This window comes from Pseudomonas sp. Leaf59, assembly GCF_920984685.1.
Taxonomy (GTDB): domain Bacteria; phylum Pseudomonadota; class Gammaproteobacteria; order Pseudomonadales; family Pseudomonadaceae; genus Aquipseudomonas.
Window position 1 is genome coordinate 19,173 of sequence record NZ_CAKLBR010000027.1, and the last position, 17,872, is coordinate 37,044.

The 17,872-nt window shown below is 63.1% G+C and carries 14 protein-coding genes; 7 read left to right on the forward strand and 7 right to left on the reverse strand.

Going from position 1 to position 17,872, the window contains the following annotated elements; all coding sequences use genetic code 11:
- From LUB09_RS21965 to LUB09_RS21995, 7 genes are all read right to left on the reverse strand, one after another.
- The gene (locus LUB09_RS21965; protein WP_209981407.1) at positions 1-1,023 is read right to left on the reverse strand and encodes an ABC transporter permease; all 1,023 of its coding nucleotides are present in this window, start codon (positions 1,021-1,023) and stop codon (positions 1-3) included.
- Positions 1,023-2,081: a microcin C ABC transporter permease YejB gene (locus LUB09_RS21970; RefSeq protein ID WP_209981409.1), complete on the reverse strand. Its 1,059-nt coding sequence runs from the start codon at positions 2,079-2,081 to the stop codon at positions 1,023-1,025. Before LUB09_RS21970 ends, LUB09_RS21965 begins: the two co-directional genes overlap by 1 nt.
- On the reverse strand, positions 2,081-3,940 hold the full coding sequence (locus tag LUB09_RS21975) for an extracellular solute-binding protein (protein WP_209981411.1): 1,860 nt from the start codon (positions 3,938-3,940) through the stop codon (positions 2,081-2,083). Before LUB09_RS21975 ends, LUB09_RS21970 begins: the two co-directional genes overlap by 1 nt.
- Positions 3,941-4,064: 124 nt before the next feature.
- Positions 4,065-4,346 (reverse strand): peptidylprolyl isomerase, encoded by a 282-nt coding sequence (locus LUB09_RS21980; RefSeq protein ID WP_057010182.1) that lies wholly within the window; start codon positions 4,344-4,346, stop codon positions 4,065-4,067.
- A 159-nt stretch (positions 4,347-4,505) separates the two neighbouring features.
- A complete protein-coding gene (locus LUB09_RS21985) occupies positions 4,506-5,354 on the reverse strand; it encodes a metal-dependent hydrolase (RefSeq protein ID WP_231423681.1) in 849 nt (282 codons plus the stop codon).
- A gap of 16 nt (positions 5,355-5,370) precedes the next feature.
- Positions 5,371-6,261: an SDR family NAD(P)-dependent oxidoreductase gene (locus LUB09_RS21990; RefSeq protein WP_209981416.1), complete on the reverse strand. Its 891-nt coding sequence runs from the start codon at positions 6,259-6,261 to the stop codon at positions 5,371-5,373.
- Positions 6,258-7,796, reverse strand: a complete 1,539-nt coding sequence (locus tag LUB09_RS21995) for a flavin-containing monooxygenase (protein ID WP_231423682.1) — start codon at positions 7,794-7,796, stop codon at positions 6,258-6,260. The genes LUB09_RS21990 and LUB09_RS21995 overlap by 4 nt, the downstream gene beginning before the upstream one ends.
- 202 nt (positions 7,797-7,998) lie before the next feature.
- Between LUB09_RS21995 and LUB09_RS22000 the strand changes: the two genes are divergently transcribed.
- The 7 genes from LUB09_RS22000 to LUB09_RS22030 all read left to right on the forward strand — a co-directional run bounded on the left by LUB09_RS22000 (position 7,999) and on the right by LUB09_RS22030 (position 17,871).
- Positions 7,999-9,060, forward strand: coding sequence for an alpha/beta fold hydrolase (locus LUB09_RS22000; protein ID WP_231423683.1), 1,062 nt, complete (start codon positions 7,999-8,001; stop codon positions 9,058-9,060).
- Between the two features lie 296 nt (positions 9,061-9,356).
- Positions 9,357-10,637 (forward strand): alkane 1-monooxygenase, encoded by a 1,281-nt coding sequence (locus LUB09_RS22005; RefSeq protein ID WP_209981421.1) that lies wholly within the window; start codon positions 9,357-9,359, stop codon positions 10,635-10,637.
- A 58-nt stretch (positions 10,638-10,695) separates the two neighbouring features.
- On the forward strand, positions 10,696-11,190 hold the full coding sequence (gene praA, locus LUB09_RS22010) for an alkane oxidation protein activator PraA (protein ID WP_231423684.1): 495 nt from the start codon (positions 10,696-10,698) through the stop codon (positions 11,188-11,190).
- 134 nt (positions 11,191-11,324) lie between these two features.
- The gene (praB, locus tag LUB09_RS22015) at positions 11,325-11,828 is read left to right on the forward strand and encodes an alkane oxidation protein activator PraB (RefSeq protein WP_231423685.1); all 504 of its coding nucleotides are present in this window, start codon (positions 11,325-11,327) and stop codon (positions 11,826-11,828) included.
- Between the two features lie 123 nt (positions 11,829-11,951).
- Positions 11,952-13,361, forward strand: a complete 1,410-nt coding sequence (locus LUB09_RS22020) for an outer membrane protein transport protein (RefSeq protein WP_231423686.1) — start codon at positions 11,952-11,954, stop codon at positions 13,359-13,361.
- 153 nt (positions 13,362-13,514) lie between these two features.
- The gene (locus LUB09_RS22025; protein ID WP_231423687.1) at positions 13,515-16,067 is read left to right on the forward strand and encodes an acyl-CoA dehydrogenase; all 2,553 of its coding nucleotides are present in this window, start codon (positions 13,515-13,517) and stop codon (positions 16,065-16,067) included.
- Between the two features lie 460 nt (positions 16,068-16,527).
- On the forward strand, positions 16,528-17,871 hold the full coding sequence (locus LUB09_RS22030) for a 3-oxoacyl-ACP reductase (RefSeq protein WP_209981432.1): 1,344 nt from the start codon (positions 16,528-16,530) through the stop codon (positions 17,869-17,871).
- The last annotated feature ends 1 nt before the right edge of the window (position 17,872 follow it).

Here is a 17,872-nt window from a genome sequence, read left to right on the forward strand (position 1 = left end):
TCATGAGCGGGGGTCGAAGGCATCCCGCAGGGCCTCGCCGATAAACACCAGCAGCGACAGGATCAGCGCCAGGGTAAAAAACGCCGTCAGGCCCAGCCACGGCGCTTGCAGGTTCTGCTTGCCCTGGGCGATCAGCTCGCCCAGCGAGGCACTCCCAGCGGGCATGCCGAAGCCGAGGAAATCCAGGGCGCTCAAGGTGGAAATCGCACCGGTGAGGATAAACGGCAGGTAGCTCAAGGTGGCGGTCATTGCATTGGGCAGGATATGCCGGCCAATGATCTTGCCGTCGCCCAGGCCCAGGGCACGCGCGGCCTTGACGTACTCCAGGTTGCGCCCGCGCAGGAACTCGGCGCGCACCACGTCCACCAGGGCCAGCCAGGAAAACAGCGCCATGATCCCCAGCAGCCACCAGAAATTGGGCTCCACGAACCCCGACAGGATGATCAGCAGGTACAACACCGGCAGCCCCGACCACACTTCAAGGATGCGCTGCCCGAGCAGGTCCACCCAGCCGCCGTAGTAACCCTGCAAGGCCCCGGCGGCAATGCCGATGGCGCCGCTGATGGCCGTGAGGGCCAACGCAAACAGGATCGATACGCGCGCACCGAAGATCACCCGCGCCAGCACATCGCGGGACTGGTCATCGGTGCCCAGCCAGTTCACCGCCGAGGGCGGGCTGGGGGCAGGACGGGTCAGTTCGTAGTTGGGCGTGTCGTCGCTGAACGGAATCGGCGGAAACAGCATCCAGCCGCCGTCCTGCTTGATCAGGGTTTGCACGTAGTCACTGCGGTAGTCGGCCTGGAACGGCAACTGCCCGCCGAACTGTTGCTCGGTATAGCGCTTGAACACCGGAAAATACAGCTCGTTCTTGAAGCTCAGCACCAGCGGTTTGTCGTTGGCGATCAGCTCGCCGCCGAGGGTGAGCATGAACAGGCCGATAAACAGCCACAGCGACCACCAGCCCCGGCGGTTTTTCTTGAAGCGCTCGAAACGGCGGCGTGCCACGGGAGACAGATTGAGCATCAGGCGTTCCTCGCGGCGAAGTCGATACGCGGGTCCACCAGGGTGTAGCAGAGGTCACCGATGAGTTTTATCAGCAGGCCGAACAGCGTGAAGATGAACAACGAGCCGAACACCACCGGGTAGTCCCGCGACACTGCCGCTTCGTAGCTCATGCGGCCCAGGCCGTCGAGGGAAAAAATCACCTCGATCAGCAGCGAGCCGGCGAAGAACACGCTGATGAACGCCTGGGGAATGCCCGAAATCACCAGCAGCATCGCGTTGCGAAACACGTGGCCGTAAAGCACGCGGCGTTCGCTCAGGCCCTTGGCGCGGGCCGTCACTACGTATTGGCGGGTGATTTCATTGAGAAACGAGTTTTTGGTGAGGATGGTCAGCGTGGCGAACCCGCCGATCACCAGCGCGGTGACCGGCAGCACCAGGTGCCAGAAGTAGTCGGCAACCTTGCCCACGGTACTCAGTTCGTCGAAGTTGTCCGAGACCAGGCCGCGCACCGGGAACCAGTTCAGCGAGGTGCCGCCGGCGAACACCACGATCAGGAACATCGCGAACAGAAACGCCGGCATCGCGTAGCCGATCACGATGGCGGTGCTGCTCCACACATCGAAGCTGCTGCCATGGCGCACGGCCTTGCGGATGCCCAGGGGGATCGACACCAGGTAGGTGATCAAGGTGGCCCACAGGCCGAGGGAGATCGTCACCGGCATTTTTTCCAGGATCAGCTCGATCACGGTTTTGCCGCGAAAGAAGCTGTTGCCGAAATCCAGTTGGGCGTAGTTGCTGAGCATCAGCCACAGACGCTCCGGGGCCGGTTTGTCGAAGCCGTACTGCTTTTCGATGTCCTTGATCAGCTTGGGGTCCAGGCCTCGGCTGGCGCGCGAGGCGCTGATGCTTTCGCCCGCGCCGGCCCCCACGCCGCCGCCGCCGATCCCCTGCAGGTGGGCGATAGCCTGTTCCACCGGCCCGCCGGGCGCGGCCTGTACGATGACGAAATTCACCAGCAGGATGATCACCAGGGTCGGGATGATCAGCAGCAGGCGCCGCACGATATAGGCAAACATCAGCGGGCACCTGCGCGTTTTTTCAGTGCGGCGTTCATTTGTTCATGGGTCAGCGGTGTGGGGCTGATTTCCCACCAGGTTTCCAGGGCTTCGTCATTTTTGGCCTCGATGGCCGGGCGACCGAAGCGGTTCCACCACGCGGCGGAGGTGCCCGGCGGGTAGTAATTGGGAATCCACAGGTAGTTCCATTGCAGCACCCGGTCCAGGGCGTGGGCGTAGGTGAGCATCTGCGCCTGGGTGTTTGCCTTGACCAGGCCTTTGATCAGGCTGTCGACGGCCGGGTCCTTGAGCACCATGTAGTTGTTGGCGCCGGGGTCATGGGCGGCCGCCGAGCCAAAGAAGTTGTACAGCTCCATCCCGGGCGAGGGGGTGACTGGAAAGCCTGTGACGATCATGTCGTAGTCCCGCGCCATCACGCGGTTGACGTACTGCGAGGAGTCGATACGGCGAATGTTCAGGGTGATGCCGATCTGCGCCAGGTTGCGTTTATAGGGCAGCAGCAGACGTTCCATGCCGGTCTGCGTGTTGAGGAAAGTGAATTCCAGCGGTTCGCCCTGGGCGTTCACCAGCGTGTCGCCCTCGGGTTTCCAGCCGGCTTCCTCCAGCAGGGCCAGGGCCTGCAGCTGTTTATCGCGGATCACGCCGCTGCCGTCGGTGACCGGCGCCTTGAACACCTGGGTGAACACCTCGTCGGGCACCTGGCCGCGCAGCGGTTCGAGAATCGCCAGCTCTTCCTGGGTGGGCAACTGGGTGGCGGCCAACGGGCTGTTGGAGAAGAAGCTCTGCTGGCGAATGTAGAGGTTGTGCATCATCTGCCGGTTGGCCCACTCGAAGTCCCACAGCATCGCCAAAGCTTTGCGCACGCGGCGGTCCTTGAACAGCGGATTCTGCACGTTGAACACGTAGCCCTGGGCCGGTTGCGGCATCTCCCTGGCCAGGTGCGCGCGTTGCAGACGGCCGTCGTCCAGCGCCGGGCCGTTGTAGCCGATGGAATAACCGGTGGCGGAGAACTCACGGTTGAAATCGTAGGCGCCGCCGCGCAGCACCTGGCGCGCCACCTCGGTGTCGCCAAAGTATTCCAGACTCAGGTGATCGAAGTTGTACAGGCCACGGCTGACCGGCAGGTCCTTGCCCCACCAATCGGGGTCGCGGGTAAAGGTGATGGTGCTGCCCGAATCGATCTTGCTGACCTTGTACGGGCCGCTGCCCAGGGGCGCTTCATAACCGCCGCCGTTGGCGAAGTCGCGGGTTTTCCACCAGTGCTCGGGCAATACCGGCAGGGTGGCCAGGTCCAGGGGCAGAGTGCGGTTCTCGTTGCTGGAAAAGTCGAAGCGCACCTGGCGCTCGCCTTCGACCACCACCTGTTTGACATCGGCGAACAGCGTGCGAAAACGCAGGCTGCCCTGGGTCATCAGCAGGTCGTAGCTGTAGCGCACGTCTTCGGCGGTAATCGGTGTGCCGTCGGCAAACCGCGCCTTGGGGTTGAGGTAAAAACGCAATGACAGGCCATCGTCGGCGCGTTCCATCTTTTCCGCCACCAGGCCGTAGACCGTGTAGGGCTCATCCAGCGAGCGTTGGGCCAGCGGGGAGTAGAGCCAGCCGTCGACCTGGGACACGCCGATGCCTTTGTCGATATAGGGCAGCACATGGTCGAAACGGCCGATCTCCAGCGCCGAACGGCGCAGCGTGCCGCCCTTGGGCGCATCGGGATTGGCGTAGTCGAAGTGGCTGAAACCGGCGGCGTATTTGGCCGGCTCGCCGTAGACCGTCAGGTAGGTCTGCGGAGCTGCGGTCACGGCCGTGCTGGCCAGCAGCAGCGCCAGGATGGAGCTAAGGAGTGGGGGAAACGCCAATCGCATGGTCAGCCTTGAGCGCCGGGTGAAGAATGAGGGCTGTACGTTAGCGGCTTACGGGTCGCCCGTCACCCCATGCACAACGGCCCGCCAGAAGGCGGGCCGTTGTTGGGGCATCAGCGCGGCAGGATCAGTCCTGGCGGCTGGTGACTTCCAGCAGGTGATAGCCGAACTGGGTTTTCACCGGGCCTTGCACGGTGTTGACCGGGGCGCTGAACACCACGCTGTCGAATTCCTTGACCATCTGGCCCGGACCGAACGAACCCAGGTCGCCGCCCTGACGGCTGGATGGGCAGCTGGAGTTGGCTTTGGCGATTTCTGCGAAATCGGCGCCGCCTTCGATTTGGGATTTCAGTTCGTTGCACTTTTCTTCAGTGGAAACGAGGATGTGGCGGGCGGTGGCTTTGGCCATTTGAGATAACTCCTTGATGTAAAAAGGGTGAGCGTACTGGATTCAGGTGGTTATTTGTTGGCAAAGTTCCACGGGGTTTTCGATCGGGCAGACGAGCGCGCCACGGTCCTGTGGCGCGCCCGCTCGCCACAGGAATAGTCAACGCGCTGTTTGATGGGTTTAAAGGCTGGCCGACTCATAGGTAGTGCGGGTCTGTTCGATCTCTTCGACCAGCCCATCGATGCCCGCCAGGCGGGCGCGGTTGTCATGGTCCCAGGGGTGAAAACCGGGTTTGAAGTAATGCAGCCACGGCACCAGCATCCGCGGGAATACGCCTTTGGGTCCGTACAAAAATTTGCACATGCGCCAGAACCCCTTCAAATGACCGCCGGCCTTGCGGTCGGCAAACAGCAGGCGTACATGGAAATCCAGCACCACCAGCCAGAAGAACAGGGTCGTGAACAGCATGGTGCCGGTGCGCAGCAGGTAACGCTTGGGGCCGGGCTTGATGACGCGGTTCCAGACATCGAACGCCACGGCCTTGTGCTCGGTTTCTTCAAGGGCGTGCCAGTACCACATCTGCTGGTAGCCCTTGAGTGAATCGCCGAAGCGCGAGGGGTCGCTGAGGAGGATTTCCGCAAGCATCGCGGTGTAGTGCTCAAGGGCTATGGTCACCGCCAGGTTGAAGGACGGCGGCAGGTGTTTTTTCTGCAGATCGAGAATCACCTTGAGGCGGCTGTCCAGTTTATGCGCCGGCAATCCCGCGTCCTCCAGCAGGTTGTTGTAGGCCACGTGCTCACGGCTGTGCATGGCTTCCTGGCCGATAAACCCCTGGATTTCCTTTTTCAGCGCAGGATCATCGATGCGCGAGCGGTAGTGGCGCACGCTGTCCATGAAGAACAGCTCACCCTGGGGAAACAGCAGCGACAGCGCATTGAAGAAATGCGTGACGAACGGGCCTTGTTCATGCCAGCTCTTGATGCGCTCGGCAGGCAAGGCAAAACGGATATCGCGACGGATAGGCAACATGGTGCGTGCTCCTTTTTCAGAGACGGGGTTCGTCGTTGGGTTCGAACACAGGCCTGCGCGGCTTGGGCGCCATGCGTTTGCTGGCGAACACCACCAGCGCCTGGTAGGCGGCCGGCAGGCAACGGGCGAGCAGGTCGAGGAAATACGCGTCGCGGCCGATCAGCACCCGGCGCTTGTTTTTGCGCACGCCTTGCAGGATCACCCTGGCGGCCTGGTCGGCGTCGGTGATGAAGAGTTTTTCGAAGTCGGCGCGGGCCTGTTGCTCGCTGTGGATCAGAAAGCCGGTCATGTTCGCGTCGATGCGGCTGCTGCGGCAGATGTCGGTGCGAATGCCGCCGGGGTGCACGCAGGTGGCGGACACGCCGCAGCGTTGCAGATCCAGCTCCTGGCGCAGCGCCTCGGTAAAGCCGCGCACGGCAAATTTACTGGCGTTGTAGCCGCTCATGCCGGGCTGGGCAAACAGGCCGAACACGCTGGAGGTGTTGATGACATGGCCGTTGCCGCTGGCCTTGAGGTGCGGCAGGAACGCCTTGGTGCCGTGCACCACACCCCAGAAGTTGATCCCGATGATCCATTCCAGGTCGCTGTAGCTCACGCCCTCGACGGTGCTCGACAGCGCCACGCCGGCGTTGTTGAACACCAGGTTGACCGCGCCATGCTCTGCCACGCAGCGCGCGGCCCAGTCGTCCACGGCCTGGCGGTCGGCCACATCCAGCACCTGGGTGGTGACCCGCACTGGCGACAGGGTCGAAGACCGAATCAACGCTTCGGTGTGCTCCAGGCCCTGGCGGTTCACGTCCGCCAGCGCCAGGTGACAACCTTCGCGCGCCAGCGCCAGGGCCAATGCGCGGCCCATGCCGGACGCCGCGCCGGTAATGGCCGCCACGCGGCCGTCGAATGACTTCATGACAGGCTGCCTTCTGCAGTGGAATGGGGCGCAGGCGTTGCGCGCGTGGGCGCCGGGACGGGGGCCAGGTCGACCCCATAGTCCTTGAGCGCAAAGTGCCGGGTGAGCTGCCTGAAACGCCAGGTGGAGCCCGGCCATAACGTGGTGTTCTTGCCGGTGCGCGGGTCGAGGTACCAGCTCTGGCAGCCGCCGGTGTTCCAGATGGTGCGCTGGAGTTTGTCCTGCAATTGGTTGTTCCAGGCCTGTTCGACGGCAGGCTTGACGTCCACCGTGGCGATGCGTTTGAGCTGCATCTGTCGCAACGCATCGAGGATGTAGGCGACCTGGGCCTCGATCATCAGAATCATCGAGTTGTGCCCCAGCCCGGTGTTGGGCCCGACAATCAGGAACAGGTTTGGATAGCCCGGCACCGTGGTGCCTTTATAGGCATGTGCGCCGTCGTGCCAGGTGTCCATCAGGTCAACGCCGTGGCGCCCGATGATGCAGTCGCGGGGCAGGGGATCGCTGGCCTGGAAACCGGTGCCGAAGATCAGGCAGTCGACCGGGTGCTTGATGCCGTCGGCGGTGACGACGCCGTCGGCTTCGATGCGCAGCACCGGGTCGGTCACCACCTCGACATTGCTGCGCGACAGCGCCGGGTAGTAGTCGTTGGAGATCAACACGCGCTTGCAGCCGAGGGTGTAATCCGGCGTGAGGGTCTTGCGCAGCGATGGGCGGGCGACCTGCCTGCGCAAATGACGCAGGGCGATTTTCTGCACCATTGTCATCAGCCGGGGATGCAGGGCAAAGCCCACCACGCGGCCTTCGAGCGCCCAGTAAAAGGCGCTGCGGACCAGCCGCTGGGTGAAGGGCAGGTGTTTGAACAGCCAGCGTTCGCCGGCGGAAATCGGTCGGTCGGGCTTGGGCATGATCCACGGCGGGGTGCGCTGGAACAGGTCCAGGTGCGCCACCTGCGGTGCAATCTGCGGTACGAACTGGATGGCACTGGCCCCGGTGCCGATCACTGCGACACGCTTGCCCTTCAAGGAATAGTCGTGGTCCCACTGCTGGGAATGGAAGCGCTTGCCCTTGAAACTCTCCAGACCCGGAATGTTCGGCAGCGCCGGGCGCGACAAGCCGCCCATGCCCGACACCAGCACCCGCGCGCTCACCTGGCGGCCATCGCTGAAGCTCAGTTGCCAGCGCTGCTGGTGTTCATCGAACACCGCGCGTTGCAGGCCCATGCCAAACCGCAGGTAGGGCGCCAGCTCAAAGCGCTGCTCGCATTGCTCGAGGTAGGCGCGGATCTCGGCCTGCGGCGCAAATTGCCGCGACCAGTGCGGGTTGGGCGCAAACGAAAACGAGTACACGTGGGACTGCACATCGCAGGCGCAGCCGGGGTAGTGATTGTCGCGCCAGGTGCCGCCGAGGGTCTGCGCCTGCTCGGCAACAAAAAAGTCGTTGAAGCCAGCCTGCTTGAGCTGGATGGCCATGCACAGGCCGGCGAAGCCTGAGCCGATGATGGCAATGTCGATTGATTCACGCTGGGTATTCATGGGCAGTCCCTCATGGGCATCGGGTGCGCTCCTGTTTTTTGGATGAAACACCATTGCAAAGGAAATTTGAATTACATATTTTAAAAAAGATTTTAAATAATCTACCTGAAAAATTCGCCCACGCCAGGACCTTGTTTGGTATGTGCGCCTCGTCCGACGGACGCGCACGCTATGAGTGAGGCCCGCAAGCAGGGCAGGGACGATGGCTGAGGCCTCGATCAATACCGGTCGGGTCGCCAGCTCCAGGGAAGCGGAGGACGAAGCGATGGCTGTCGAATGGGGTGTGGCTGCAGCGGTGTTTGTCGGTGCAAGCGCGGTGTTGTGGGGCTTGAGTGCGTGGATGACGCGGCGCATAGAAGCGGCTGTGCCGCGCAACGGGCGGGTGGTGGAGGTCAAGGGCGAGCGTTTTCATTATGTCGAGGAGGGCAGCGGTCCCCCGCTGGTGATGATTCACGGCCTGATGGGCAGCAGTCGCAACCTCACCTATGCCTTGTCTGGCCGCTTGAGTGCACACTTTCGCGTGATCAGCCTCGACCGCCCGGGCTCCGGCTATTCCACCCGTGGCAAAGGCACGGCGGCGGACCTGCCGGCCCAGGCGCGGCAGATCAGCGACCTTATAAATACCCTGGGCCTGCATAAACCGCTGGTGCTGGGCCATTCCCTGGGCGGCGCGATTGCCCTGGCACTGGCGCTTGATCATCCCGAGACGGTGTCCGGCTTGATTCTGGTGGCGCCGCTGACTCATCCCCAGCGCCTGTTGCCGCCGGTATTCCTGTCCCTGGCCGTGCGCCCGGCGTGGCTGCGCCGCTGGGTCGCGCGCACGCTGACCTTGCCCATCGGCCTGTTGACCCAACGTTCGGTGGTCAAGGGCGTGTTCGCGCCGGATGCCGCCCCGGCCGATTTTGCCACCCGAGGCGGCGGTTTGCTGGGCATGCGTCCTGACAATTTCTACGCAGCCTCCACCGAGATCAACCAGGTCAACGATGACCTGCCGCACATGGTGGCGCGCTATCCGCAACTGACCTTGCCGATCGGGCTGATCTATGGCTCGCGGGACAAGGTGCTCGACTTGCGCAAACACGGCCAGGCCCTGGCCAGCAAGGTGCCCGGGCTCAAGCTGCAGGTGGTGGAGGGCTGTGGGCACATGCTGCCGATTACGGCTACCGAACGGGTGGCGGCGTTGGTGGAGCAGGTCGCCAGACGTGCCCGAACGGGAGAAAACGCCGCGATTGCGCCTGCGCCACTTGCCCTGGTGCATCCGTAGCGTGGCGATTCGACGCGCGATTTCACGGCGTCAACGCCCGCGCTGCAGACCTGACCAAACAGCTGAAAAACAGACTGCCCGGTCACGCAAAAAAGGGTTGAAGAAATAGTTGACGAGCTAACGATTCCGCGCTATTTATTTAAAAAAATTATTTCAATGTGTAATTTGAAACAGTTTTTGAAATGCCTAAGAGCGAATAAAATAATGAAAAAAACGCCTTTTATCGCATGGCTGACTGCAGCAGGCAGTCAGCGCTCCATCAACCCGCCTGCCGCCCAGCGTGCGCGGAGGCTGCCATGAATCAGACCCTGGCAGCACCAGGCGTGTGGACCGACGGCAAGCGCCACCTGTGGTGGCTGGGCATCATGCCGCTGGCCACGCCCTTGCTCTCTGGCGCCCTGGCCATCGCCACCGGCGTTCAATCGTTGTGGTGGGTGGGCGTGCTGGTGATCTTCGGCCTGATTCCCCTGATCGACGGTCTGCTCGGCGAGGACGTCAGCAACCCGCCCGAGTCCGCCGTCAGCCACCTCGAAAGCCAAAGCTACTACCGCTGGATCGTCTATATCGGCGTGCTGTTCGTGATCGCTTCGGTGGTGGTCACCGGTTGGCTGGCGGCCGGCGGCATCGACTGGATCATCAACGGCGGCCTGCTGCGCGCCACCGCCACGCTGGATCCCGCCAGTGGGTTGGCAAAAGCCGCCGCCTTTATGACCGCGCGCACCGAGTTGCACGGCGCGGTTGGCTGGTTCACCTACCTGGGCATGGCGATGTCCACTGGCGCGGCCACCGGCATTGCCATCAATACCGCCCATGAGCTGGGCCACAAGCCTCGTCCGCTGGAGGTGTTCCTGGCCAAGGTGACCCTGGCGCCGACCTTCTACGGGCACTTTTACACCGAACACAACCGTGGCCATCACGTGCGGGTCGCCACCCCGGAAGACCCTGCCAGTTCCCGGCTGGGCGAAAGTTTCTGGGCATTCCTGCCGCGCTCGGTGTGGTTCAGCGCCCGTTCGGCGTGGAATCTGGAGCGTGAACGCCTGCGCAAACTCGGCCTGCCGGCCTGGCACTGGAAAAACGCCGTGTTGAGCGCGTGGATGTACAGCGTGGTGTTGTGGGGCGCGATGATTGCCTGGCTGGGCGCCGCAGTGATTCCGTTTCTGATCATTCAGGGCGTGTACGGCTTCTCGTTGCTGGAGGTGGTCAACTACGTCGAGCACTACGGCCTCAAACGCCAGAAGTTGCCCAACGGCCGTTATGAACGTTGCTCGCCGCGCCATTCGTGGAACAGCAATCGCATCGTTACCAATATCTTTCTGTTCCAGTTGCAACGGCATTCGGACCATCACGCCAACCCCACCCGCAGCTACCAGTCGTTGCGTCACTTTGATGAGTCGCCGCAACTTCCCTACGGCTACGCCAGCATGATCGTCTGGGCGTATGTGCCGTACCTCTGGCGCCGCCGTATGGACCAACGCGTGCTCAATCATTACGCCGGCGATCTCTCTCTGACCAATCTTCAACCGTCACAGCGCGCGAAGTATCTGCACCAGTACGGTCGCGGCGCTGCGCCCCATTGAAGCTGCAATAACGTTGTATGACCCGAACAACAATAATTTCAAGGGAAGGACGTCCACCATGCAAACACCTGCCAGGTTCATCTCTTCTATCGTTCTGGCCGCGCTGGGCCTGATCGTCTACCACCAGGCCCAGGCCGCGCGCATCGAGCCCGCCGGCAGTGCCTTTACGGCGCAGGGCCCGATCAGTTTTGCCAAGGGCAAGCTGATCAGCGCCGACTGCACCATCAAGGTCGCCGGCAAGGTCGCGGCCGATGGCTCCTCGGTGAATGTCGACAAGGTCGAGTTCGACGGCGGCCTCAAGTGCAGCCGCGTCGAGGCCATCAACCTGCCCTGGGTGCTGATCGCCCGGGACACGCAAAGCGGCTCCATGTCCAGGATCAGCGTCGACGTGCATGCCTTCGGCCTGGGCGGCAAGTGCGGCCCGTCGACCGCCGATGGCACCTGGGATAACGCCACCGGCAAGCTGGAGGCCCGCGATGTGCCGATTGGCGAGGACTGCAGGATCAAGTCGGTGTCGATCAAGATGCCGCCCACTTTCAAAGTGGTCGACTGAGTACGCGGATTTGTTACAGCGGTAAATGCATTGAAATTTGGCTGGAAAGGGAAGTTCTGCAGTTTCACCGTGACCTCTCGTTCATGGCCATTACCCCTGGCGAAATGATTCGCCACAACATGTGAGGAAAAACAATGAAAAGCTTGAAAACCCTCGTTTGTGCAACGTCGTTTGCCCTGTGCTTTGGCGCGGCGTCGATGGCTAATGCGGCAACTATCGCGCCGGCCGGCGCCGGCTTCTCGACGGCAGGCTCCATCACTGTGACGTCGCCTGCCTCGCTGAACCAGCCCGTCACGTGCAACATCACCTTCACCGGTACCGTCGCAGGCAACGGTGCGAGCGCTGCCATCACCGGCGCTTCGGTCAGTGGTTCCAACTCCCTGTGCAGCGTGCCGGTGCTGCAAGGCTTGCCCTGGACGCTGAGCGTCGCCAGCGGTGGCCCGGATGCGTTCACCGGGACGGTTTCCGGGGTGAACTTCAAGATCCTCAACAACTGTTCGAGCTCGCCGGTGACCATCAATGTCAACTGGAGCAACTCCACCAACACCTTGAGCGTCCCAAGCGCCCAGACCGTGGGCAGTTGCAAGATCACTGCACTGACTGCCGTGCCGAACCCTGCGTTTACCGTGACGCCCTGAGGGCCCGGAGCGCTTGACGTGATGATCACACGTTGAAATACGCAAGTGCCTCGCAAGAGGCACTTGTTGCGGCAGGCCAGGTCGGGACAGCCGATCCTGGAGGATAAAAATAAGGAGTGGAGCATGAATAATAAGAAACGGCAGGCCCGCACGTTGTTGAGCCTGGCAGTCCTCGGCGGCCTTATCGGTGTAACGGGTCAGACGCAAGCCGGCGGTTTTGGCACGCCGACCTTCGGCGCTCCCGGATGGGGACGTGCCTTCGGTGGCGGCTCGCTGTTCCAGAACGATCCTTCGGCGGCCTATAACAACCCGGCGGCCATGGCCTTTATCGATCACAACATTTCGCAGTTCACCGTTGATTACGCGCGTATCAACGTCAAGTACAAGGGCACGGCCAAGGATTATGCGGGCAATGCACCGGCCAGCGTCGACCCCACGGATTTAAGTTCCACGCCTCGGACCGGCGACGGTGGCCAGGGCGGCTTCACCGCATGGTTGCCAACCGGCTTCATGGTAATGCCGATCAACGATCGCTTTGCCTTCGGCTTGAGCCAGGTGGTGCCGATGGGTGCGCGCACCACGTGGGACCAGGACTGGATCGGCCGCGACTTTGCCGTCGATACCCGCATTGAAACGGTCGGTGTCACCGGCTCGTTATCGTTCAAGGTCAACGATCAGTTTTCGCTGGGCGGTGGCGCCATCGTGCAGCACACCAAGGGCTTTGTGAGCCAGAACCTTGACCTGTATTCGGCCGCGGCGCTGTCGCCGAACATCGGTCTGCCGTTCCCCTCAGGCGTAGGCTCCGCGCTGATGCGCGTGAAGGTGGATAACACCTCCGTGGGCTGGTTTGCCGGGGTGGTCTGGAAACCGACCGATGTCGACACCCTGGGCCTGAACTACCACGCAAAAATCAAGAACAAGCTGGAGGGCAAATACAACATCTACGCCGACGAGACCAACAGGACGTTGATCGAAAGCGGCCTGCCGTCGCTGGCTTATCCAGGGCTGAACCTCAACGCCAACGGCGCCAATGCCTCGGCGCAACTGGACGTGCCCGCCAACGCCTCCGTTGACTGGGTCCACCAGTTCAATGACCGCCTGACCTTGGGCGCCAGCGTCACCTGGACCCAGTGGTCGTCGTTCAAGGCGCTGACGTTGAAGTCCGACGGCCAGCAAATCGTGTCGATTCCCTATAACTACAAGGACACCTGGATGGTGTCGTTGGGCGGTGACTACAAATTTACCGATGACTTCACCTTCCGCGCCGGCGTGGCCACCGACCAGACGCCTACGCGCAACTCCACGCGTGACCCGCGTATCCCGGACGGGGATCGGATTTTCGCGTCCCTGGGCTTCGGCTACAACATTCGCGCCATTCCCGGTTTGAGCATCGACGGTGCCTACTCGCGGCAATTCGTCGAGAAAGCCAAGCTCAGGACACAAAACCAGGATCGTCTCGGTGGGGCGACGCTGGACGGCAAGGCCGATGCGAAGGGCGAGGTGGTCAGCCTGTCGGCAACCTACGCGTTCTGACCTGTCGCCATGGGTCGCGCAGGCGACCCATGGCGATGCAATCAAGTAACAGGCGGCTGACCGGGTCGGCTGCTTTTTTTGGCTCAAGCATTAAATAAAAATTTCAAAGTTTAATTTGAATTTGCTCCGTCCTGAAATCGAGAGAGGTGTCCCATGGTTATCTGGTTATTGGTGGGTTTCGCCGCCGCGATTGTCCTGGCGTATCGACAAGCCGCCGCCGCGCTGTGGCTCGGCACTGGCCTGGTATGGCTGGCGATGGGTTACCTGTTCAGCGTGGTGGCGGGTGTGGGCATCACCCTTGCGGCGCTGCTGGTGGTAGTGCCCGCGCTGCTGCTGGCGATCAAACCGCTGCGCCGTGCGCTGTTGACCGGCAAGGCGCTGGCGCTGTTTCGCACGATCATGCCGGCGATGTCCGACACCGAGCGTGCGGCCATCGAGTCCGGCACCGTGTGGTGGGACGCCGAACTGTTCAGCGGCAAGCCCGACTGGCAGCGCCTCTTGAAAGCCGCGCCGGCCAGCCTGAGTGCCGAAGAGCAGGCCTTTCTCGACAACGAAGTCGAAACCCTGTGCGACATCGCCAACGACTGGGAAACCACCCAGGTCTGGCAGGACATGTCCCCGCAGGCCTGGCAGTACACCAAGGACGCCGGGTTCCTCGGCATGATCATTCCCCGGCAGTACGGCGGCAAAGGCTTCTCCCACTACGCCCATTCGCAGGTGGTGATGAAGCTGTCGACCCGCTGCTCGGCAGCGGCGATTTCGGTGATGGTGCCTAATTCCCTGGGCCCGGCCGAACTGCTGTTGCATTACGGCACCGATGCCCAGCGCAACTACTACTTGCCGCGCCTGGCGCGGGGCGAAGACATCCCGTGTTTCGCGCTGACCAGCCCGTATGCCGGCTCCGATGCCGGTGCGATTCCCGACCTCGGCATCGTCTGCAAAGGCCTGCACGAGGGCCAGGAAGTCCTTGGCTTCAAAGTCACCTGGGACAAGCGCTACATCACGTTAGGGCCGATTGCCACGGTGCTCGGCCTGGCGTTTCGCGCCGAAGACCCCCAGGGCCTGCTCGGCGCGCCGGGTGCGCTGGGCATCACTTGCGCATTGATCCCCACCTCGCACCCCGGGGTGAACAGCGGCCGTCGCCACTGGCCATTGAACGCGGTATTCCAGAACGGCCCCACCACCGGCAAGGATGTGTTCATTCCGCTGGAGTGGGTGATCGGTGGCCGTGAACAGGTCGGCAATGGCTGGCGCATGTTGATGGAATGCCTGGCGGCGGGGCGCGCGATTTCGCTGCCATCGGCCAACGTCGGCCTGGGCAAGGTTGCGGTGCGCGGCACCACCGCGTACGCGGCAATGCGCAAGCAGTTCGGCCTGCCCATCGGCAAGTTCGAAGGGGTGCAGGCACCGCTGGCGCGCATGGCCGGGCATCTGTATGCCTGCGATGCGGTGCGCAAGGTGTCGGTGGCGTCGCTGGATGCCGGGGAGAAGCCTTCGGTGATTTCGGCCATCGCCAAGTACCACGTCACCGAACGTGCGCGGATGATCGTCAACGACGGCATGGACATCGTCGCGGGCAAGGGCATCTGCATGGGGCCCAACAACTTCCTGGCCCGTGCCTACCAGCAAAGCCCCATCGCCATCACGGTGGAAGGCGCGAACATCATGACCCGCTGCCTGATCATCTATGGTCAGGGCCTGATTCGTTGCCATCCCTATGTGTTTCGCGAGATGGAAGCGGCGCGCAACCCCGACCGGCGCAAGGCGCTGGAAGCGTTCGACAGCGCGATGTTCGGCCATATCAGCTTTGTGCTGGCCAACACCGTGCGCGCGGCGGTGCATGGGCTGACCGGCGGCCGCCTGATTGCCGCTCCGGCCCGCACCGAACCAGCGTTGGCGTGCTACTACCGCCAGGCCAATCGTCTGTCGGTGGTGCTGGCGCTGGTGTCGGACGTGTCCATGGGCGTACTCGGCGGTGCCCTCAAGCGCAAGGAAAGCATCACCGGGCGCCTGGGCGATGTGCTGTCGCAGTTGTACATCCTGTCCTGCGTGCTCAAGCGCTTTGAAGACGACGGCCGGCCCCAGGCGGACCTGCCGTTGGTGCACTGGTCGGCCCGTGATGCACTGCTGCGGGCCCACGAAGCGTTGGCCGAAGTGCTCGATAACTACCCGTCCAAAGCGGCGGCGGCGGTGCTGCGTGGCTTGAGTTTTCCGTTGGGCATTCCCCAGCGCAAACCGTCCGATCGCCTGCTGGCCGAGGTCGCCGACCTGGTGCAGACGCCCTGCGAAACCCGCGACCGTTTGCTCGCTGATTCCTATATTCCCCGGCCGGAAATCGACAAGCTGGCTTATGGCGAATTGGGCTTCCGGTTGTTGCCTCAACTGGAGTTGATCGAAGCGCGGCTCAAGCCTGCGATCAAACAGGGCCTGCTCGAACCGATGCCGATTTCTGCCACGGCCTTTACCGCCTGGCGCGTCAAGGCGCGGGCGCTGGACCTGATCAGCGACGACGAAGACAGCCTGCTCGGGCGCTATGTGGAATACGCTGACCACGCCATCCAGGTGGACGACTTCGCGCAGGACTTCGGTTTGCTGGAGGCACTGCAGCAGCGCAAGCAAGCGCTGGAACCGGCCAAAGTGGCGAGCGGGCTTACCCCGCGTTGGGGTGCGAAGCAGCCCCAAAACCAGCCCACGCGGAGTGCCTGATACCACGCATTCGTCTTACGGGGGCTGCTTCGCAGCCCAACGCGGGGCAAGCCCTAATGCCGTTCAGTCAAGGAAAATGTGTGGGCTTATTGTGGCGAGCGGGCTTGCCCCGCGTTGGGGTGCGAAGCGCCCCCCATCGAGCAAAACGCGGTGTACCTGATACGGCTCAGCGCCTGGCTTTGGGGCTGCTGCGCAGCCCAACGCAGGACAAGCCTGCTCGCCACAGGGAATCTGCGCTTAGCTGAACGGCATTAGGGCGCGCTGCAACATCAGGCCGGAGCCTCTGTGGCGAGCGGGCTTGCCCCGCGTTGGGGTGCGAAGCGCCCCCATCGAGCAAAACGCGGTGTACCTGATACGGCTCAGCGCCTGGCTTTGGGGCTGCTGCGCAGCCCAACGCAGGGCAAGCCCGCTCGCCACACAGGCCTGTGGCGTTTTCGAATAGTGTGCAAGGAATGTATTTATGAGTGACCGCTACCTTTCGTTCGTCAATTCCCCCTGGGGGCGACGCGTGGCCCAGGCCGCCGGCCTGCCGCAACCCGTGCCTCTGCAGCGCCATCGCAGCGGTCAGGCCGCGTTGGTCAATCCGGTGATCGTCGCCGGGGCCGGGCGTCTGGTTGAGCCTGTGCAGCGCCTTTTCACGGCCACCGACACCGTCGCTGCCATCCCGGCGACGCTGAAGGCGCCGTCCACAGTGAAGGTGCAGGGCGCGGTGTTCGATGCCACCGGCGTGGTCGACGTGCAGCAGCTCGACACGCTCTACACGTTCTTCCACGCCAATGCCCGGCGCCTTGGCCCGCAGTCACGGGTGGTGGTGCTCGGCACCGCGCCGGAACACTGCCAGGCGCCGCCGCAGTCCATCGCCCAACGCGCCCTCGAGGGCCTGGTGCGCTCGCTGGCGAAGGAGCTGCGTCGGGCCATTACCGTGCAGTTGCTCTACGTGGCGCCGGGCGCCGAAGACGCGCTCGACAGCAGCCTGCGTTTTTTCCTGTCGCGCCGCTCCGCGTATGTCTCGGGGCAAGTGGTGCGCCTGGAGAAACCGGTGGACGGCCAGGTCGCGGTCGACTGGGACGCGCCCTTCGCCGGTCGCCGTGCGTTGGTGACCGGCGCCAGCCGGGGCATCGGCCTGGCCATCGCCCAGGTACTGGCCCGGGACGGCGCCCATGTGGTGTGCGTGGATGTGCCCCAGGCCCGGGATGCCTTGCAACAGGCGGCGAGCAGCGTGGGCGGCGCGGCCCTGGCGCTGGACATCACCGCCGCGGATGCCGCCGCCCTGTTGCACGACCACATCAGCCAGCACGGCGCCTTTGATGTGGTGGTGCACAACGCCGGGATCACCCGCGACAAGACCATCGCCAAAATGAGCGAAGACGCCTGGCGCAGTGTGCTGGCGGTCAACCTGCAAGCGCCGTTGCAATTGAGCCAGGCGTTGCTCGACCAGCAGGGCCTGAACCCGGGCGGGCGCATCGTCTGCGTGTCGTCGATTTCCGGCATCGCCGGCAACCTGGGGCAGAGCAATTACGCCACCTCCAAGGCCGGTGTGATCGGCTTGGTGAACGCGCTGGCACCCCAGGCGGCGGCGCAGCAAGTGACAGTGAATGCGGTGGCGCCCGGGTTTATCGAAACCCGGATGACCGCGAAAATTCCGCTGATGATCCGCGAAGCGGGGCGGCGCATGAATTCGCTGTCCCAGGGCGGTCAGCCCATCGACGTGGCCGAGACCATCGCCTGGCTGGCCCATCCGGCCTCGGGCGGGGTCAATGGCCAGGTGGTGCGGGTGTGCGGCCAAAGCCTGTTGGGAGCCTGAG